Source organism: Paraburkholderia sp. CHISQ3 (assembly GCF_030464945.1).
In the GTDB taxonomy this organism is placed as follows: Bacteria; Pseudomonadota; Gammaproteobacteria; order Burkholderiales; family Burkholderiaceae; genus Paraburkholderia; species Paraburkholderia megapolitana.
In genome coordinates this window covers 716187-731478 of sequence record NZ_JALPRG010000002.1, presented here as the reverse complement: position 1 = coordinate 731478, position 15292 = coordinate 716187, and the positions used below count along the sequence as shown (strand labels likewise).

The 15292-nt window shown below is 64.7% G+C and carries 12 protein-coding genes; 9 read left to right on the top strand and 3 right to left on the bottom strand.

The window, feature by feature from the left end; translation table 11 throughout:
* Positions 1–7: 7 nt before the first annotated feature.
* A complete protein-coding gene (gene dacB / locus M0D65_RS07010; protein ID WP_266252003.1) occupies positions 8–1717 on the bottom strand; it encodes a D-alanyl-D-alanine carboxypeptidase/D-alanyl-D-alanine-endopeptidase in 1710 nt (569 codons plus the stop codon).
* 251 nt (positions 1718–1968) lie between these two features.
* Here dacB and M0D65_RS07005 point away from each other — a divergent pair, with 251 nt between their 5' ends.
* The 6 genes from M0D65_RS07005 to M0D65_RS06980 all read left to right on the top strand — a co-directional run bounded on the left by M0D65_RS07005 (position 1969) and on the right by M0D65_RS06980 (position 7850).
* A complete protein-coding gene (locus M0D65_RS07005; protein WP_091011143.1) occupies positions 1969–2631 on the top strand; it encodes a response regulator in 663 nt (220 codons plus the stop codon).
* Between the two features lie 4 nt (positions 2632–2635).
* Positions 2636–3937: an ATP-binding protein gene (locus tag M0D65_RS07000; RefSeq protein ID WP_091011144.1), complete on the top strand. Its 1302-nt coding sequence runs from the start codon at positions 2636–2638 to the stop codon at positions 3935–3937.
* 181 nt (positions 3938–4118) lie between these two features.
* Positions 4119–5627 carry a DegQ family serine endoprotease gene (locus M0D65_RS06995; protein ID WP_266252002.1) on the top strand — a complete coding sequence of 503 codons (1509 nt, stop codon included), beginning with the start codon at positions 4119–4121 and terminating at the stop codon, positions 5625–5627.
* A 344-nt stretch (positions 5628–5971) separates the two neighbouring features.
* Positions 5972–6469, top strand: a complete 498-nt coding sequence (locus tag M0D65_RS06990) for a carboxypeptidase-like regulatory domain-containing protein (protein ID WP_266252001.1) — start codon at positions 5972–5974, stop codon at positions 6467–6469.
* Positions 6470–6636: 167 nt separating this feature from the next.
* Positions 6637–7059, top strand: coding sequence for a DUF427 domain-containing protein (locus M0D65_RS06985; RefSeq protein ID WP_266252000.1), 423 nt, complete (start codon positions 6637–6639; stop codon positions 7057–7059).
* 32 nt (positions 7060–7091) lie between these two features.
* Complete coding sequence (locus M0D65_RS06980) at positions 7092–7850, top strand: CoxG family protein (RefSeq protein ID WP_266251999.1); 759 nt, start codon at positions 7092–7094, stop codon at positions 7848–7850.
* 50 nt (positions 7851–7900) lie between these two features.
* On the opposite strand, the gene M0D65_RS06975 is transcribed toward M0D65_RS06980, so the two are convergent.
* Positions 7901–8926 carry a helix-turn-helix domain-containing protein gene (locus M0D65_RS06975; protein WP_266251998.1) on the bottom strand — a complete coding sequence of 342 codons (1026 nt, stop codon included), beginning with the start codon at positions 8924–8926 and terminating at the stop codon, positions 7901–7903.
* Between the two features lie 146 nt (positions 8927–9072).
* Between M0D65_RS06975 and M0D65_RS06970 the strand changes: the two genes are divergently transcribed.
* On the top strand, positions 9073–9705 hold the full coding sequence (locus M0D65_RS06970) for a cysteine hydrolase family protein (RefSeq protein ID WP_266251997.1): 633 nt from the start codon (positions 9073–9075) through the stop codon (positions 9703–9705).
* Positions 9706–9733: 28 nt separating this feature from the next.
* On the opposite strand, the gene M0D65_RS06965 is transcribed toward M0D65_RS06970, so the two are convergent.
* Positions 9734–10402 carry a TetR family transcriptional regulator gene (locus M0D65_RS06965; protein ID WP_266251996.1) on the bottom strand — a complete coding sequence of 223 codons (669 nt, stop codon included), beginning with the start codon at positions 10400–10402 and terminating at the stop codon, positions 9734–9736.
* Positions 10403–10823: 421 nt separating this feature from the next.
* Here M0D65_RS06965 and M0D65_RS06960 point away from each other — a divergent pair, with 421 nt between their 5' ends.
* Both M0D65_RS06960 and M0D65_RS06955 read left to right on the top strand, forming a co-directional pair.
* The gene (locus M0D65_RS06960) at positions 10824–12080 is read left to right on the top strand and encodes an efflux RND transporter periplasmic adaptor subunit (protein ID WP_266251995.1); all 1257 of its coding nucleotides are present in this window, start codon (positions 10824–10826) and stop codon (positions 12078–12080) included.
* A gap of 18 nt (positions 12081–12098) precedes the next feature.
* Positions 12099–15287, top strand: a complete 3189-nt coding sequence (locus M0D65_RS06955; RefSeq protein WP_266251994.1) for an efflux RND transporter permease subunit — start codon at positions 12099–12101, stop codon at positions 15285–15287.
* The last annotated feature ends 5 nt before the right edge of the window (positions 15288–15292 follow it).

The following is a 15292-nucleotide window of genomic DNA, read 5'->3' as shown; positions in this document are numbered from 1 at the left end:
GGAATCCTCAATGCTCGCTGTGCCGATGCGGGTTTTTCCTGGGCTTGCCACTGCCCTTGCGCGAGGTGGCGACGGGTTCGGGGGCGGGCGGCGGCGCCATGCCCGTGTAGACCCATTCGAGCAGCGCATCGTGGGCGGCCTGGGCGCTTTCGGCGTGCGGACTGTTGATGAGACTCACCACGACATAGCTGACGCCGTCTTCGGACGCGACATAGCCCGCAATGGCGCGCACGTCGCGCAGCGTACCGGTCTTGATGTGCGCATTGCCGACCACAGGCTGCGTGGTCAGGCGGTGCCGCATCGTGCCGTCGACACCCACTACCGGCAGCGAATCGACGAACACCTGGGCGACCGGGCTTGCATTGGCCGCCTGCAGCAGGTCGGCGAGCGTTAGCGCGGTGACGTGTTCGTCGCGCGACAGACCCGAGCCGTTGTCGAGCGCGAGGTCTTCGGTGGGGATCGCGCTGCGGGAGAGGAATGCGTCGATCGCGCTCGCCGCTTTTTCGGGCGTCGCGGGCGGCTTGCCGGACATCGCGCCGATCGTCAGGAACAGATTGCGCGCCATCGTGTTGTTGCTGAACTTGTTGATGTCGCGAACGATGTCTCCGAGCGGCGGACCATCGTGTGTGGCGATGAGGTGTGCCGTGGCGGGGACGGGGCCTTCGCGTGTCGTGCCGGTGAACGTGCCGCCAGTTTGTTGCCACAGCGCGAGAAAGCCGCCGCCGAAAAACGCCGTGTGATCGAGTACCGCGACGTTGATCGTGCGGGCGCTGCAGCGCAACGGGTAGTCGCCGGTGAACGCGGCGATCACGGTGCCGTTCGCATCCGGCGTCACGCTCGGTGCGAGCGCCGACGATTCTCCACGGCACGGCCCGCGTGTCGCGCGCAACTGGTTGTCGATCTGCAGTTGCGCGAGGGCGGGCAGCACGTCGATCGCGACGCTGCCGTCGGGCGCCGGCGTCAACGTGAACGACAGCGATTTGAACGCGTACAGCAACGGATCGGGGCCGACGTTATACGGCGCCGTGACGTCGTCGTCGAACGGCGGCAGATCGCGCGTCGACGCATCGAAGTAACGCTTGTCGAGCACGAGCGCACCGTCGATGCCGCTAATGCCCGCCTTGCGGATCTTCTGCACGAGATCGATCAGTTCTTCCGGCACGAGCTTCGGATCGCCGGTACCCTGGATATACAGGTTGCCGTGCAGGATGCCGTTCGCATCGAGCGCGCCGTCGGTATAGGCGCTCGTGCGCCAGCGATAGTCCGGACCGAGCAGCGACAGGCCCGAGTAGGTCGTGACGAGCTTCATCGTCGAGGCAGGCAGCATCGGCATGCCGGCATTCATCGCGACGATCGGTGTCGAGTCGCCGACTTTTTCGACGACGACGCTGATGGCCGACAGCGGCACATGAGCGCGCTGCAGACCCGCCATCACTGTGGACGGCAGCACCGTGCTGACACTGACCGCCGGATGCCGCGCCTTGATTCGCGCCTGTGCGGGTGCGGCGCCGAGCAGCGACACGCACGCGAGTGTCAGCGCGGCGATGCGACCGAGGCCCGAACCGGTACCCGCAGATCGCGCAAACGAAAAGGTATTCGGAAGAGACGAACGGTTTGCGTGGGCAACGTGAGGTGCGCGATACAGCACGGCGGCGCAAGCGAAGCGAAAGCGGGAATAGGTGGGGCGCTGGGCGAGTGAAGCGAGAACGTGCGTCATGGAAACCTGGGCGTGCAAGGCGGGCAGCGGAAGACGCGATGCGCGGCGAGCGCCGGGTGTCGACCGTTCCCGTATGAAGCGAAAGCGCACATTGTAGAGATATGCCGCGATGCTGCGTTGAAAAATGCATTAACCCACGCATACGTGGCGCATACGACGGGGTTCAAACGGATGCGACGACTAACATCGCGCCGCGCGGCGAACCCCTGGCGCTAGAATGCGGTCATCACGAACCATACGGATACGCTGTCATGCGCATACTGCTTGTCGAAGACGACCGGATGATTGCCGAGGGCGTGCGCAAGGCGCTGCGCGGCGAAGGCTTTGCGGTCGACTGGGTGCAGGACGGCGAGGCTGCGCTGAGCGCGGCCACCGGCGAAGCTTACGATCTCGTACTACTCGACCTCGGATTGCCCAAGCGCGACGGCCTCGACGTACTGCGCACGTTGCGCGCCCGCGGCCACGCGTTGCCGGTCTTGATCGTCACCGCGCGCGACGCGGTGGCCGACCGCGTGAAGGGCCTCGACGCCGGGGCCGACGACTACCTCGTGAAGCCGTTCGATCTCGACGAACTCGGTGCGCGCATGCGCGCGCTGATTCGCCGGCAGTCGGGGCGCAGCGATTCGACGATCCGTCATGGCGCGCTCACGCTCGATCCGGCGGGGCATCGGGTGACGCTCGACGGTGCGCCGGTTGCCTTGTCCGCGCGCGAGTTCGCGTTGCTCGAAGCGCTGCTGGCACGACCGGGCGCGGTGCTGTCGAAGAGCCAGCTCGAAGAAAAGATGTACGGCTGGGGCGAGGAGATCGGCAGCAATACCGTCGAGGTGTACATCCACGCATTGCGCAAGAAGCTCGGCGCGGACCTGATCCGTAACGTGCGCGGCCTTGGTTACATGATCGCGAGGGAAGGCTGAGCTGATGCGTTCGATTCGTCGTCAATTGTTGTTCTGGCTGCTTGCCATCGTATTGCTGGGTCTCGGTATCGCGGGCTGGCTCATCTACCGTCAGGCGCTCGCCGAAGCGAACGAACTGTTCGACTACCAGTTGCAGGAGATCGCCGCGGCGCTGCCCGCCGAGCCGTTCTCGCAGATTCTCACGTCGCGCGATACCGGCGACGAAGGCATCGTGCTGCAGATCTGGAATCGCAACGGCGTGCTGATGTACTACTCGCATCCGCGCGCGCCGCTCGCGCCGCGCGCCGAAATCGGTTTCTCGACCGAGCACACCGATCGCGGTGCGTGGCGCGTGTATGGCGCGATCGTCGGCGATAACGTCGTGCAGCTCGCGCAGCCGGTATCGGTGCGCAACCGGCTCGCTGCGAACGTCGCGCTGCGCACACTGTGGCCACTGATCGTGCTGCTGCCGCTGCTCGGCGTCGCGGTATGGGGTGTGGTTGGGCGCGGCCTCGCGCCGTTGCGGCGCGTGGCGGGCGCACTCGACACGCGTCACCCTGAAGCGCTCGAACCGCTACCCGATGCGCGCCTGCCGCTCGAAGTCCAGCCGCTCGTGCGCGCCCTGAATGCACTGCTTGCGCGACTCGCGACCGCACTCGATACGCAAAAGGCCTTCGTCGCCGACGCCGCGCACGAACTGCGCACGCCGCTTGCCGCCGTGCAGATCCAGTCGCAACTGGTTGCGCGCGCACGCGATGACGCCACGCGCGGAGAAGCGCTCGCCGATCTGCAGGCGGGTGTCACGCGCGCGACGCGGTTGGCCGAGCAGTTGCTCGCTTTGGCGCGCGCGGAGCCCGATGGTCCGGTGAGCGCCAAGGCAATCGATCTGCACGCGCTGCTCGACGAATGCGTCGCCGCTTATGCGCCGCTCGCGCAGCAGCGCAACGTCGATCTCGGTATCGAAGGCAGCGAACCCGCAACCGTGATCGGCGATGGGCAGACGCTGCGTGTGATGCTCAACAACCTGCTTGATAACGCAACCAAGTACACGCCGGCCGGCGGCCGCGTCGATGTGAGCCTCGCGGTCGAAGCGGGGCATCCGGTTGTGCGGATCGCCGACAGCGGACCGGGGATTCCGCCCGAAGAGCGCGAGCGGGTGTTCGACCGCTTCTATCGCGTCGGGTCCGGCGCGATGCGCGAGCGTACCGATGTGGCGGGCAGCGGGCTCGGACTCGCAATCGTGAAGCGCATCGCGTTGCAACAGCGCGCCCAGGTTGAACTCGGCGAATCGGCATCGGGCGGGTTGCTGGTGAGCGTGCGTTTTTAACGCTTTTTTACGATATGGGGCACCTGCCGATGTGCTGGCACAGACCCGTCTGCCGCCCGCAAACCCCCGTCAGACAAGCGAAAGCGGCCGCTCGCCGGTTCGCAACTTGTTTAAGATTCCTTTAAGCGATACCACGTAGTCTTCGCCTCATTGAAAGGCATTATTTTGTGAGGACCACACGATGAACGCGAAAACCCTGTCCCGTAGCGCAGTCGCCGCAGCTATCGCCGTGGCGCTCTCCGCCGGTTACGTCGCTGGACACCGCAATGTGCCGGCGCCGGAAGTCATCACGCCGGCCCAGGCCGCACTGATGCCGGCCGAGGCCGCTGCGAAGACCGGTATTCCCGATTTCTCCGGCCTCGTCGAGACCTACGGTCCGGCCGTCGTCAACATCAGCGCGAAGCACGTGGTCAAGCAGGTCGCGCAACGCGGCGGCGCGCAGCAACTGCCAATCGATCCCAGCGATCCGTTCTACCAGTTCTACCGTCGTTTCTTCGGCAATATCCCGGGCATGCAGGGTGGCGACGGCGGTGGCAGTAGCGATCAGTCGGATCAACCGAGCGCGAGCCTTGGCTCCGGTTTCATCGTCAGCAGCGACGGTTATATCCTGACCAATGCGCACGTCGTCGAGGGCGCGAACGTCGTTACCGTGAAGCTCACCGACAAGCGCGAATTCCGCGCGAAAGTGGTCGGCGCCGACAAGCAGTCCGACGTTGCTGTGTTGAAGATCGATGCGAGCAATCTGCCCATCGTGAAGATCGGCGATCCGCGTCAAAGCAAGGTCGGCCAGTGGGTGGTCGCGATCGGTTCGCCGTACGGCTTCGACAACACGGTGACCTCGGGCATCATCAGCGCGAAATCGCGCTCGCTGCCGAACGAAAACTACACGCCGTTTATCCAGACCGACGTGCCGGTGAACCCCGGCAACTCGGGCGGTCCGCTGTTCAATCTGGAAGGCGAAGTGATCGGCATCAACTCGATGATCTACTCGCAGACTGGCGGCTTCCAGGGGCTGTCGTTCGCGATTCCGATCAACGAGGCGATGAAGGTCGAGAACGAACTCGTGAAGACCGGTCACGTGAGCCGTGGCCGTCTTGGCGTAGCGGTGCAGTCGATGAACCAGACGCTGGCGAATTCGTTCGGCATGAAGACGCCGCAGGGCGCGCTGGTCAGTTCCGTCGATGCTTCCGGTCCGGCTGCGAAGGCCGGCCTGCAGCCCGGCGACGTGATTCTCGCGGTGAACGGCACGCCGGTGACCGATTCGGCGGATCTGCCTTCGCAGGTGGCGGGTTTGAAGCCGGGTAGCACGGCAACGGTCCAGGTGTGGCGCGACAAGGCTGCGAAGGACGTCAAGGTGACGATTGGTTCGCTGTCGGATGTGAAGACGGCATCGGCGGATGGCAGCGATTCGTCGGCGCAGATGCAGGGGCGCCTCGGCGTTGCGGTGCGTCCGCTGACGCCGCAGGAAAAGAGCGGCACGTCGCTGACACACGGTCTGCTCGTGCAACAGGCGGGCGGCCCGGCGGCGAACGCCGGCATCCAGGCCGGCGACGTGATTCTGGCCGTGAACGGCCGCCCGGTGACGAGCGTCGATCAGTTGAAGCAGATGATCTCGTCGGCCGGCAACAGCATTGCGCTGCTGATCCAGCGTGACGATGCGCAGATTTTCGTCCCGGTGGACCTCGGCTGATGAGGACGAGTGCCGGTCAACCCGACCGGCACGTTGCAATGCCGTACGGCACCCGGGCATGCGCTAGAACGCCGACTGCGGTCGACCGGACCGATGGGTAAGTATTCCTCCGATGCAGCGGTTTTTACCGGCAGCTTGACCGCCATCCGGCTGCCGGGCCCGGTAGCAGTCCCGAATCTCGCAGGCAGCGCAGATATGGCGCGGTTCACGGCCCAGCATCGGGGCCCTGCCGCCTGATCGCCCTGACAGGCACGCCAGTTGCATTCGATCTGTCGACGGATGTTTCCGAACGGACCCAAACGGACGCAAACGCGGACCCCAACGAACCGAGAAGGAGTCACACCATGAACCAGCAACGCACCCAGCGCAGCAGGATCGTCGCAACCGCGGTCGCGGCGGCACTGACTCTTGGCATGGCGGGCAGTGTCTACGCGCAGAACAACGGAATTGCCGGCGGCACGACCACCGACGACTCCAGCGCAGGCAACACGAACGGCGGCGGCCTGCCGCAGGTGCAGCACCAGGGCGATGTGGCGTTCACATCGGGCGGCGTGGGTTCCGACGAATCGCAGGCGTTAAAGCGCGCCGAGAGCCACTGGCCGCTGGCGCTGCGCTTTACCGGCCCGGGCTCCGACTATCTCGCCGACGTCCGCGTGCAGATCATGGATACCGAAGGCGGCAAGGTCCTGGGCACGACTTCGCGCGGCCCGTACATGCTGGTCCGGCTGCATCCCGGTCGTTACACCGTACGGGCGTCGTACAAGGGTCACGACCAGAGCAAGGCGGTCACGATACCGGCGAGCGGTACGACGAGAGAGGCGTTCTACTGGAACATCCAGTAGCCGGCGGGGCAGCCGGGTTTGCCCTGCCGCGAAGGTCGCGCAATCGGCTGAACTTTCGCCGATAATGAAGCCACGGGCATGCCCGTGGCTTTTTTTGTTTCTGCAGGCTGTGGCGCAGCGTTCGCCGCAGTCATCGACCAGGGTTCCAATCGCACGGGAGCAACACCATGAGCGACGTCCCGACGCCCGATAACCGCGCCAGCGGGACGGCCGCCGCCGGTCCGTGCGGGGGCGGCGCCACTGCCGGGCACCGCATCGACATCGTGCCGAACCGCCGCCGCGTACGCGTGATCCATCTGGGCGTGACGGTCGCCGATACCCACGCAGCCCTGACGGTTGCAGAGACCGGTTTGCCGGAGGTGTTCTACTTTCCGCGCAACGACGTCAACATGGCGCGGCTCGAGCGCTCCAATCACACATCGCACTGCCCGCATAAAGGCGACGCGTCGTACTTCCATCTGCGCACCGAAAGCGGCCGGGTCGAGAACGCCGTCTGGAGTTACGAGACGCCGTTCGAAGCGGTCGAGCGGATCAAAGGATATCTCGCGTTTTACGCATCGCGCGTCGATCGTATCGATCAGACGTCCTGAGCCGTTGTCGTGCGTTCATCGGGGAGCCGGTCATGGAACTGAACGACGCGTTGAGGATTCCGCTGGCGCTGTCCGACGTTCGCGACGCGCTGCAGGACATTGCGCTGCTGCGTGCCAGCCTCGATAACTGCGAGTCGTTCAACCGCCTTGGACATGGCGAATACGCGCTGACCCTGACCGTGCCGCTCGGGCCGCTGCGCGCGCGCTACCAGGTGCGTGCTCATGTCGCGAGCGACGACGGGACGACCGCCGATGTCTCGCGTCGTACGCTCAACTTCAAGGCGCGCGCCGACGGCATCGGTGCGCTGCGCGGTCAGATCGGCGTAACGCTGCGTGCCGGCGATTCCGCAGCCGACCCAGCGAAGGACCCCGGCACACGCATCGACTATTCGGTGTGGGCGACGCTGACCGGGCCGCTCACCGAATTGCCGGCGCGGCAGATCGAAAATGCGCTGCACGAACTTGCCGACGACTTCTTCACCGAGTTCTGCGCGGTGGTTCAGGCCAAGCACGGCCAGGGGCCGAACCGGGCGCGTGGCGTGCCGCATCGTCGCCAGCATGTGTTCCTGCGGCCGATCGGCTTTAGCGGTGCGATCCGTCGAGCGCGTGCTGCAACCGATCGGGGCGCGGCGCCCGGCGGCCGCGTGGCGCCGCTGTTAGGTGCGCGTGCGTCGCATGGCGTCTCGCATCGCGAGCCGGATCCGCATGGCGTGCCGAACTGGGCGTGGGCAGCGATGATTTTCTTCGTTGCGCTGCTGTTGTATGGGGCGCACTGGCTGAGTGTCGATTGAATGGAGAGTGGCGGCTGGGGTTCGACTGAACGCGTAGCCGCCGCTGTACTTCATGCCCCGCGAAACTCCCTGCGCCACGCGCTCGGCGAGGTACGGAACGCGTCGGCGAAATGCTGGCGCAACGAGGCCGTCGAGCCGAACCCCGCAATCGTCGCAATGGCCTCCACCGGTTCGTCGCTTCCTTCCAGCAACTGTTGCGCACGCTCGAGCCGCTGTGCAAGCAGCCACGCACCCACCGTCGTACCCGTGACCTGCCGGAAACGCCGCGTGAACGTACGGCGGCTCATGAGTACGCGCTCCGCAAGCGTGTCGAGCGTATGCGCCAGTTGCAGGTTGCCCCTCACCCAGTCGAGCAGTTCGGACAGGCGGTCGCCGCGCACGTTCGGCGGCACCGGCTGCTGGATGTATTGCGCCTGCCCGCCCTGGCGGTGCGGCGGCACGATCAGCCGCCGCGCCACATAGTTGGCGACCTGCGTGCCGTAGGTCTTGCGCAGCACGTGCAGGCAGCAATCGAGTCCGGCCGCGGTCCCCGCTGAAGTCAGCAGATTGTCGTCGTCGATATAGAGCACGTCGGGGTCGAGCCGCACCTTCGGGTAGCGGCGTGCGAAGTCGTCGGCCCATGCCCAGTGCGTGGTGGCACGCCGCCCGTCGAGCAGGCCCGCGGCCGCCAGCACGAACGCGCCGAGGCACAGGCCAACCAGTTGTGCGCCACGTGCCGAGGCGGCGCGTAGCGCATCGAGTAATTCCGCGGGTGGGGTTTCATGCGGATCGCGCCAGCTCGGAACGACGATCGTGCCGGCGTCGGCGAGTGCATCGAGACCGTGGGTCGCCGAGATCGAGAATCCTGCTGTCGTGGAGAGCGGTCCGGGTTCGGTCGCGCAGACGCGGAATTCGAATGCCGGCACGCCGCCGTCGCTGCGGTCCTCGCCGAATACCACGCACGGCACCGACAGGTGGAACGGACTGATCCGGTCGAACGCGACGACGGCGACGACCGGTTTGCCGCGACCGGGCGGGATCTCACCGGCGACCGGTGCCGCAGTCGGATGTGTCGGTGAACGATGGGGAGCGGGCATCGCGGTGAGCGCAGCTGCGCGTCGAGAGGAATGGCCCGATTCTAGCGAAAGTTGTCAATCGGGTCACTGTTGGAGTGCCGATCGAAAGCGAACAATGCAGTCATCGCCGGCTCGCGGCGAAACCAACCAGGACAGGAGTGGCAGCGATGACTTCACCCAGACGCGCATTGATCGTGATCGACGTACAGAACGAATACGTCACCGGCGACCTGCCGATCGAATACCCCGACGTGCACACGTCGCTCGCCAACATCGGCCGGGCGATCGACGCTGCGCACGCGGCCGGCGTGCCGGTCGTGGTCGTGCAGCATCTTGGACCGGCGACCTCGCCTATCTTTGCGCGCGGCAGTCATGGCGCCGAACTGCACGAGGTGGTCGCTTCGCGCAAACGAGATCATCTGGTCACGAAGTCCGCTGCAAGCGCGTGGACCGACACCGATCTCGCCAGCTGGCTCGCGGCACGCGGCATCGATACGCTGACGGTGACCGGCTACATGACGCACAACTGCGATGCGTCGACGATCAATCACGCGATGCACGTCGGCCTCACGGTCGAATTTCTGGACGACGCGACCGGCAGCGTTCCGTATGAGAACAGCGCGGGTTTTGCGAGTGCTGAAGAGATCCATCGCGTATTCAGCGTCGTGCTGCAATCGAGCTTCGCGGCGGTGGGCAGTACCGACGCATGGATCGCGGCGGTGCGCGATGGCGAGCCGCTCGAGCGCGGCTCGATCTACGCGTCGAACCAGAAGGCCCGCGCGAAGCCGGCCACAGTCTGAGGACCGATCAGATGGAAGGCGGCGGAGCTCACCGCATGACAGCTTGCGGCGCATCCGCCGTCGCCGCGATCCGCATCGAAGGACTCAAACGCAGCGTGTCGAATATCGCGTCGACCATCTGCTCGGCATAGCGGCCGTAGTCCATCGCTTCGGGCAAAAACAGCATGTCGCGCAGCGAACCGCCGATAAACGCATGCAGCAACGCAGCGGCACGTTCGACGTCGAGATCGGCGGGCAACTGGCCTTTCGAAATCGCGTTTCGTAAGCCCCCTGCAATGTTGACGAGCGCATCGCGCATATTGTTCTGGTAACGGGTCATCACCGGGCCCATTTCCTCGACGAACTCGCACTTCAGGAACAGGATGTCGAACGCCCGGCGCTGGCGCGGGTCGTTGGCGCAGTCGCGTAGACACATCGTGCAGATCTCGACCAGCCGGCCCAGCGGATCGGCTTCCTGCGGATCGAGCGACGCAGCCTGGATCTCGTCGAGCGGCAGCAGCACCCGGTCGAACATCGCTGTAAACAAATCCCCTTTGTTAGCAAAATGCCAGTAAATCGCGCCGCGCGTCACGCCCGCGGCTTGTGCGATATCCGCAAGCGACGTACGTGAGACGCCCTTCTCGAAGAAGATTTGTTCCGCGGCATCCAGAATGCCGTTGCGCGTTTCCTGAGCTTCTTCCTTGGTTCTTCGGACCATTTCGTGTGACCTGCGGTGGGTGCGGGATCTCCCCGGCGCTTTTAAACGCGCGTCGTCACAATCTGTTCGTTTTCTCGTTTATCTGCGAACGATCGTGCGTTATGGCGCATATCGGGAAGTTAACTGTTTCTTACATGCATTCGTGAATGTATCTATAATAGCACCCCATCGATCGGATAGCCCAAGCAGTGACGACCGGTTAATATCCGTCACTGTTGTCTTAAAAAGTGCTTTCGCGCGCCCGCCAGCCGGGTTTCGCGGTGCGCGGCATCCCCGGTCGGGCGCAGGTCGCTACGGGTGCATCCACAGGTTGGGCACCCGGGTTTCCGGTCAGGCGTCGTGAGACGCGTGTGTGCGCCGTCATCCCCGGGGTAGGGATGCGCGCACTTTTTCATTCCCAGTCATTGACAGAGGTCGCTCCATGCGCGTCGAACGGGTTCCATTCCGCTTAATTACTGCCGCGACGGCTGCCGTACTGCTGGCAGCATGCGGGCAAAAACAATCGGCACCGCCGCAACAGACGCCGGAAGTCGGCATCGTCACTGTCCAGCCGAGCGCCGTGCCGGTCACGACCGAGCTGCCGGGCCGCACGAACGCGTTCCTCGTCGCCCAGGTGCGCGCGCGGGTGGACGGCATCGTGCTGCGCCGCGAGTTCACCGAAGGCTCGCAGGTCAAGGCCGGTCAGCGTCTCTACAAGATCGATCCGGCGCCGTACATCGCGGCGCTGAACAGCGCGAAGGCGACGCTCGCCAACGCCGAGGCGACGCTCAAGTCGACCACGGCGCAGGCGAACCGCTTCAAGGTGCTGGTGGCGGCGAATGCGGTCAGCAAGCAGGACTACGACAACGCGGTCGCTTCCGAAGGCGTGGCTGCGGCGAACGTGCAGTCCGGCAAGGCCGCTGTCGACACCGCGCAGATCAACCTCGGCTACACCGACGTCGTCTCGCCGATCACCGGTCAGGTCGGGATTTCGCAGGTCACGCCGGGTGCCTACGTGCAGGCGAGTGCCGCGACGTTGATGTCGACGGTGCAGCAGCTCGATCCGGTCTACGTCGATCTGACGCAATCGAGCCTCGACGGCCTGAAGCTGCGCCGCGATGTCCAGGAAGGGCGTCTGAAGACGAACGGCCCGGACGCCGCCAAGGTCACGCTGATTCTCGAAGACGGCCGCGCGTATTCAGAGCCCGGCAAGCTGCAGTTCTCCGACGTGACGGTCGATCAGACCACCGGCTCCGTGACGATCCGCGCAATCTTCCCGAACCCGGGCCGCGTGTTGCTGCCGGGCATGTTCGTGCGGGCGCGCATCGAGGAAGGCGTCAACGAGAAAGCGTTCATCGTGCCGCAGGTCGGCGTGACGCACGACCAGAAGGGTCAGGCCACGGCGCTCGTCGTCGGTGCCGATAACAAGGTCGAATTGCGTCCGCTCGTGACGTCGGCGGCACAGGGTACCAACTGGATCGTCGAAGGCGGTCTGAATCCTGGCGACCGCGTAATCGTGCAAGGCACCGACAAGGTTCGTCCAGGCCAGCCGGTCAAGCCCGTCCCTGCGCAACTGCCGGCCGCACTGGCTTCCGGCGCAGCAGCCTCAGGCGCAGCAGCAGCGAGCGGCGTGCAATCCGCGCAGGGCGCATCGGGTGCGCAACCGGCGCAAGCCGCCTCAGCCGCATCGGGCGCGTAATAACAGGGAGCCTGTTTCATGGCAAAGTTTTTTATCGATCGCCCGATTTTTGCGTGGGTGATCGCCATCATCCTGATGCTGGCGGGGATCGCGTCGATTTTCACGTTGCCGATCGCGCAATACCCGACCATCGCTCCGCCGTCCGTGCAGATCAGCGCAACGTACCCCGGCGCATCGGCGAAGACGGTGGAAAACACCGTCACGCAGGTGATCGAGCAGCAGATGAGCGGTCTCGATCACTTGCTGTATCTGTCGTCGACCAGTGACGATTCGGGCACGGCAACCATCACGCTGACGTTCGCCGCGGGGACCAACCCCGACATCGCCCAGGTGCAGGTGCAGAACAAGCTGCAGCTCGCCACACCGCTGTTGCCTCAAGTCGTGCAGCAGCTCGGCACGAAGGTGACGAAGTCGAGCGCGAGCTTCCTGCTCGTGATGGCGTTCGTCTCCGAAGACGGCAGCATGAGCAAGTACGATCTGGCGAACTACGTCGCGTCGAACGTCGAAGATCCGGTTAGCCGGATCGACGGGGTCGGCACGGTGACGCTGTTCGGCACGCAGTACGCGATGCGGGTCTGGCTCGATGCGGCGAAGCTCAACAACTACGCGCTGACGCCGGTCGATGTGATCAACGCACTGCAGGCGCAGAACGTCCAGGTGGCCGGCGGCCAGCTCGGCGGCACGCCTTCGATACCGGGGCAGGCACTGCAGGCCACCATCACGGAAGCGACGCTACTGCAAACGCCCGAGCAGTTCGGCAACGTGCTGCTGAAGGTGAACCAGGACGGCTCGCGTGTGCGCATGAAGGACGTGGCACGCATCGAACTGGGCGGCGAAAACTACAACGTCGACACGAAGTACAACGGTGCGCCGACGGCGGGCTTCGGCATTCAGCTCGCGACCGGCGCGAACGCGCTCGCCACGGCGAAGGCCGTGCGCGCGAAGATCGACGAGCTGTCGAAGTACTTCCCGCACGGTCTGGTCGTGAAGTATCCGTATGACACGACGCCGTTCGTGCGCCTGTCGATCGAGGAAGTGGTCAAGACGCTGCTGGAAGGTATCGTCCTCGTGTTCCTCGTGATGTACCTGTTCCTGCAGAACCTGCGCGCGACGTTGATTCCGACGATCGCGGTGCCGGTGGTGCTGCTCGGTACGTTCGCGATCATGGGACTGGTCGGCTTCTCGATCAACGTGCTGTCGATGTTCGGTCTCGTGCTCGCCATCGGCTTGCTGGTGGACGATGCGATCGTGGTGGTGGAGAACGTCGAGCGGGTGATGGCCGAAGAAGGGCTATCGCCAGTCCAGGCGACGCGTAAGGCGATGGACCAGATCACCGGCGCGCTGGTTGGCGTGGCGCTCGTGCTGTCGGCGGTGTTCGTGCCGGTGGCGTTCTCGGGCGGCTCGGTCGGGGCGATCTACCGGCAGTTCTCGCTGACGATCGTGGCTGCAATGGTGCTGTCCGTGCTGGTCGCGTTGATTCTGACGCCGGCGCTGTGCGCGACGATCCTGAAGCCGATTCCGCAGGGTCATCACGAAGAGAAGAAGGGCTTCTTCGGCTGGTTCAACAAGTGGTTCGACCGCAGCCGCGACAAGTATCACAGCGGCGTGCACCACGTCATCAAGCGCTCGGGCCGCTGGCTCATCATTTATCTGGTGGTGATCGTCGCGGTCGGGTTGCTGTTTGCTCGCTTGCCGAAATCGTTCCTGCCCGATGAAGACCAGGGCACGATGTTCGTACTCGTGCAGACGCCAGCCGGCTCGACCCAGGAAACCACCGCGCGCACGCTCGCAACCGTCTCCGACTATCTGTTGAAGGACGAGAAGAACATCGTCGAGTCGGTGTTCACGGTGAACGGCTTCAGCTTCGCGGGCCGTGGCCAGAACTCGGGTCTCGTGTTCGTGCGGATGAAGGACTATTCGCAGCGCCAGCACGCGGACCAGAAGGTTCAGGCACTGGTCGGCCGGATGTTCATGCACTTCGCGCCGTACAAGGATGCGCTGATCTTCCCGGTCAACCCACCGTCGATTCCCGAACTCGGTACCGCATCGGGCTTCGACTTCGAGCTGCAGGATCGCGGCGGCCTCGGCCATGATGCACTGATGGCAGCACGTAACCAGTTGCTCGGCATGGCGGCGCAAGATCCCACGCTCGCGCAGGTGCGGCCGAACGGCCTGAACGACACGCCGCAGTTCAAGGTCGATATCGACCGCGAAAAGGCGCTGGCGCTTGGCGTGTCGGCAGCATCGATCGACCAGACGTTCTCGATCGCATGGGCGTCGTCGTACGTGAACAACTTCCTCGATACCGATAACCGGATCAAGAAGGTGTACGTGCAGGGCGAGCCGCTGTTCCGCATGAAGCCGGAAGACCTGAGCGTCTGGTTCGTGCGCAATGGTTCGGGCGGGATGGTGCCGTTCAGCGCGTTTGCGACCGGCCACTGGACCTACGGTTCGCCGAAGCTCGAACGCTACAACGGTATTTCCGCGGTCGAAATCCAGGGCGCGGCGGCACCGGGCAAGAGTACCGGCCAGGCGATGACAGCGATCGAAGCGATCGCGAAGAAGCTACCCGCGGGCATCGGCTACGAATGGACGGGGCTGTCGTTCCAGGAACGTCAGTCCGGTTCGCAGGCGCCGATCCTGTACGGCATCTCGATCCTCGTCGTGTTCCTGTGTCTCGCGGCACTGTACGAAAGCTGGTCGATCCCGTTCGCGGTGATCATGGTGGTGCCGCTCGGCGTGCTCGGCGCGCTGCTCGCGGTGACGCTGCGCGGGCTGGAGAACGATGTGTTCTTCCAGGTCGGCTTGCTGACAACCGTGGGGCTATCGGCGAAGAACGCGATTCTGATTGTCGAGTTTGCGCGCGAGCTGCAGCAGGGCGGAGGCATGGGACCGGTCGAAGCCGCGCTCGAAGCTGCGCGTCTACGGTTGCGCCCGATCCTGATGACGTCGCTCGCGTTCATTCTCGGTGTGCTGCCGCTCGCGATCAGTAACGGTGCGGGCTCGGCGAGCCAGCACGCGATCGGTACGGGCGTGATCGGCGGGATGTTGACGGCAACGTTCCTCGCGATTTTCATGATCCCGATGTTCTTCGTCGTGATCCGCGCGAAGTTCTCCGGCGAGAAGGAAGATCCGGACGTCGCGCTCCAGCATTACAACGAGCACCATCCGCACGATCCACAAGGTGGCGGCGGCTCGGCCAGCTAAGGACA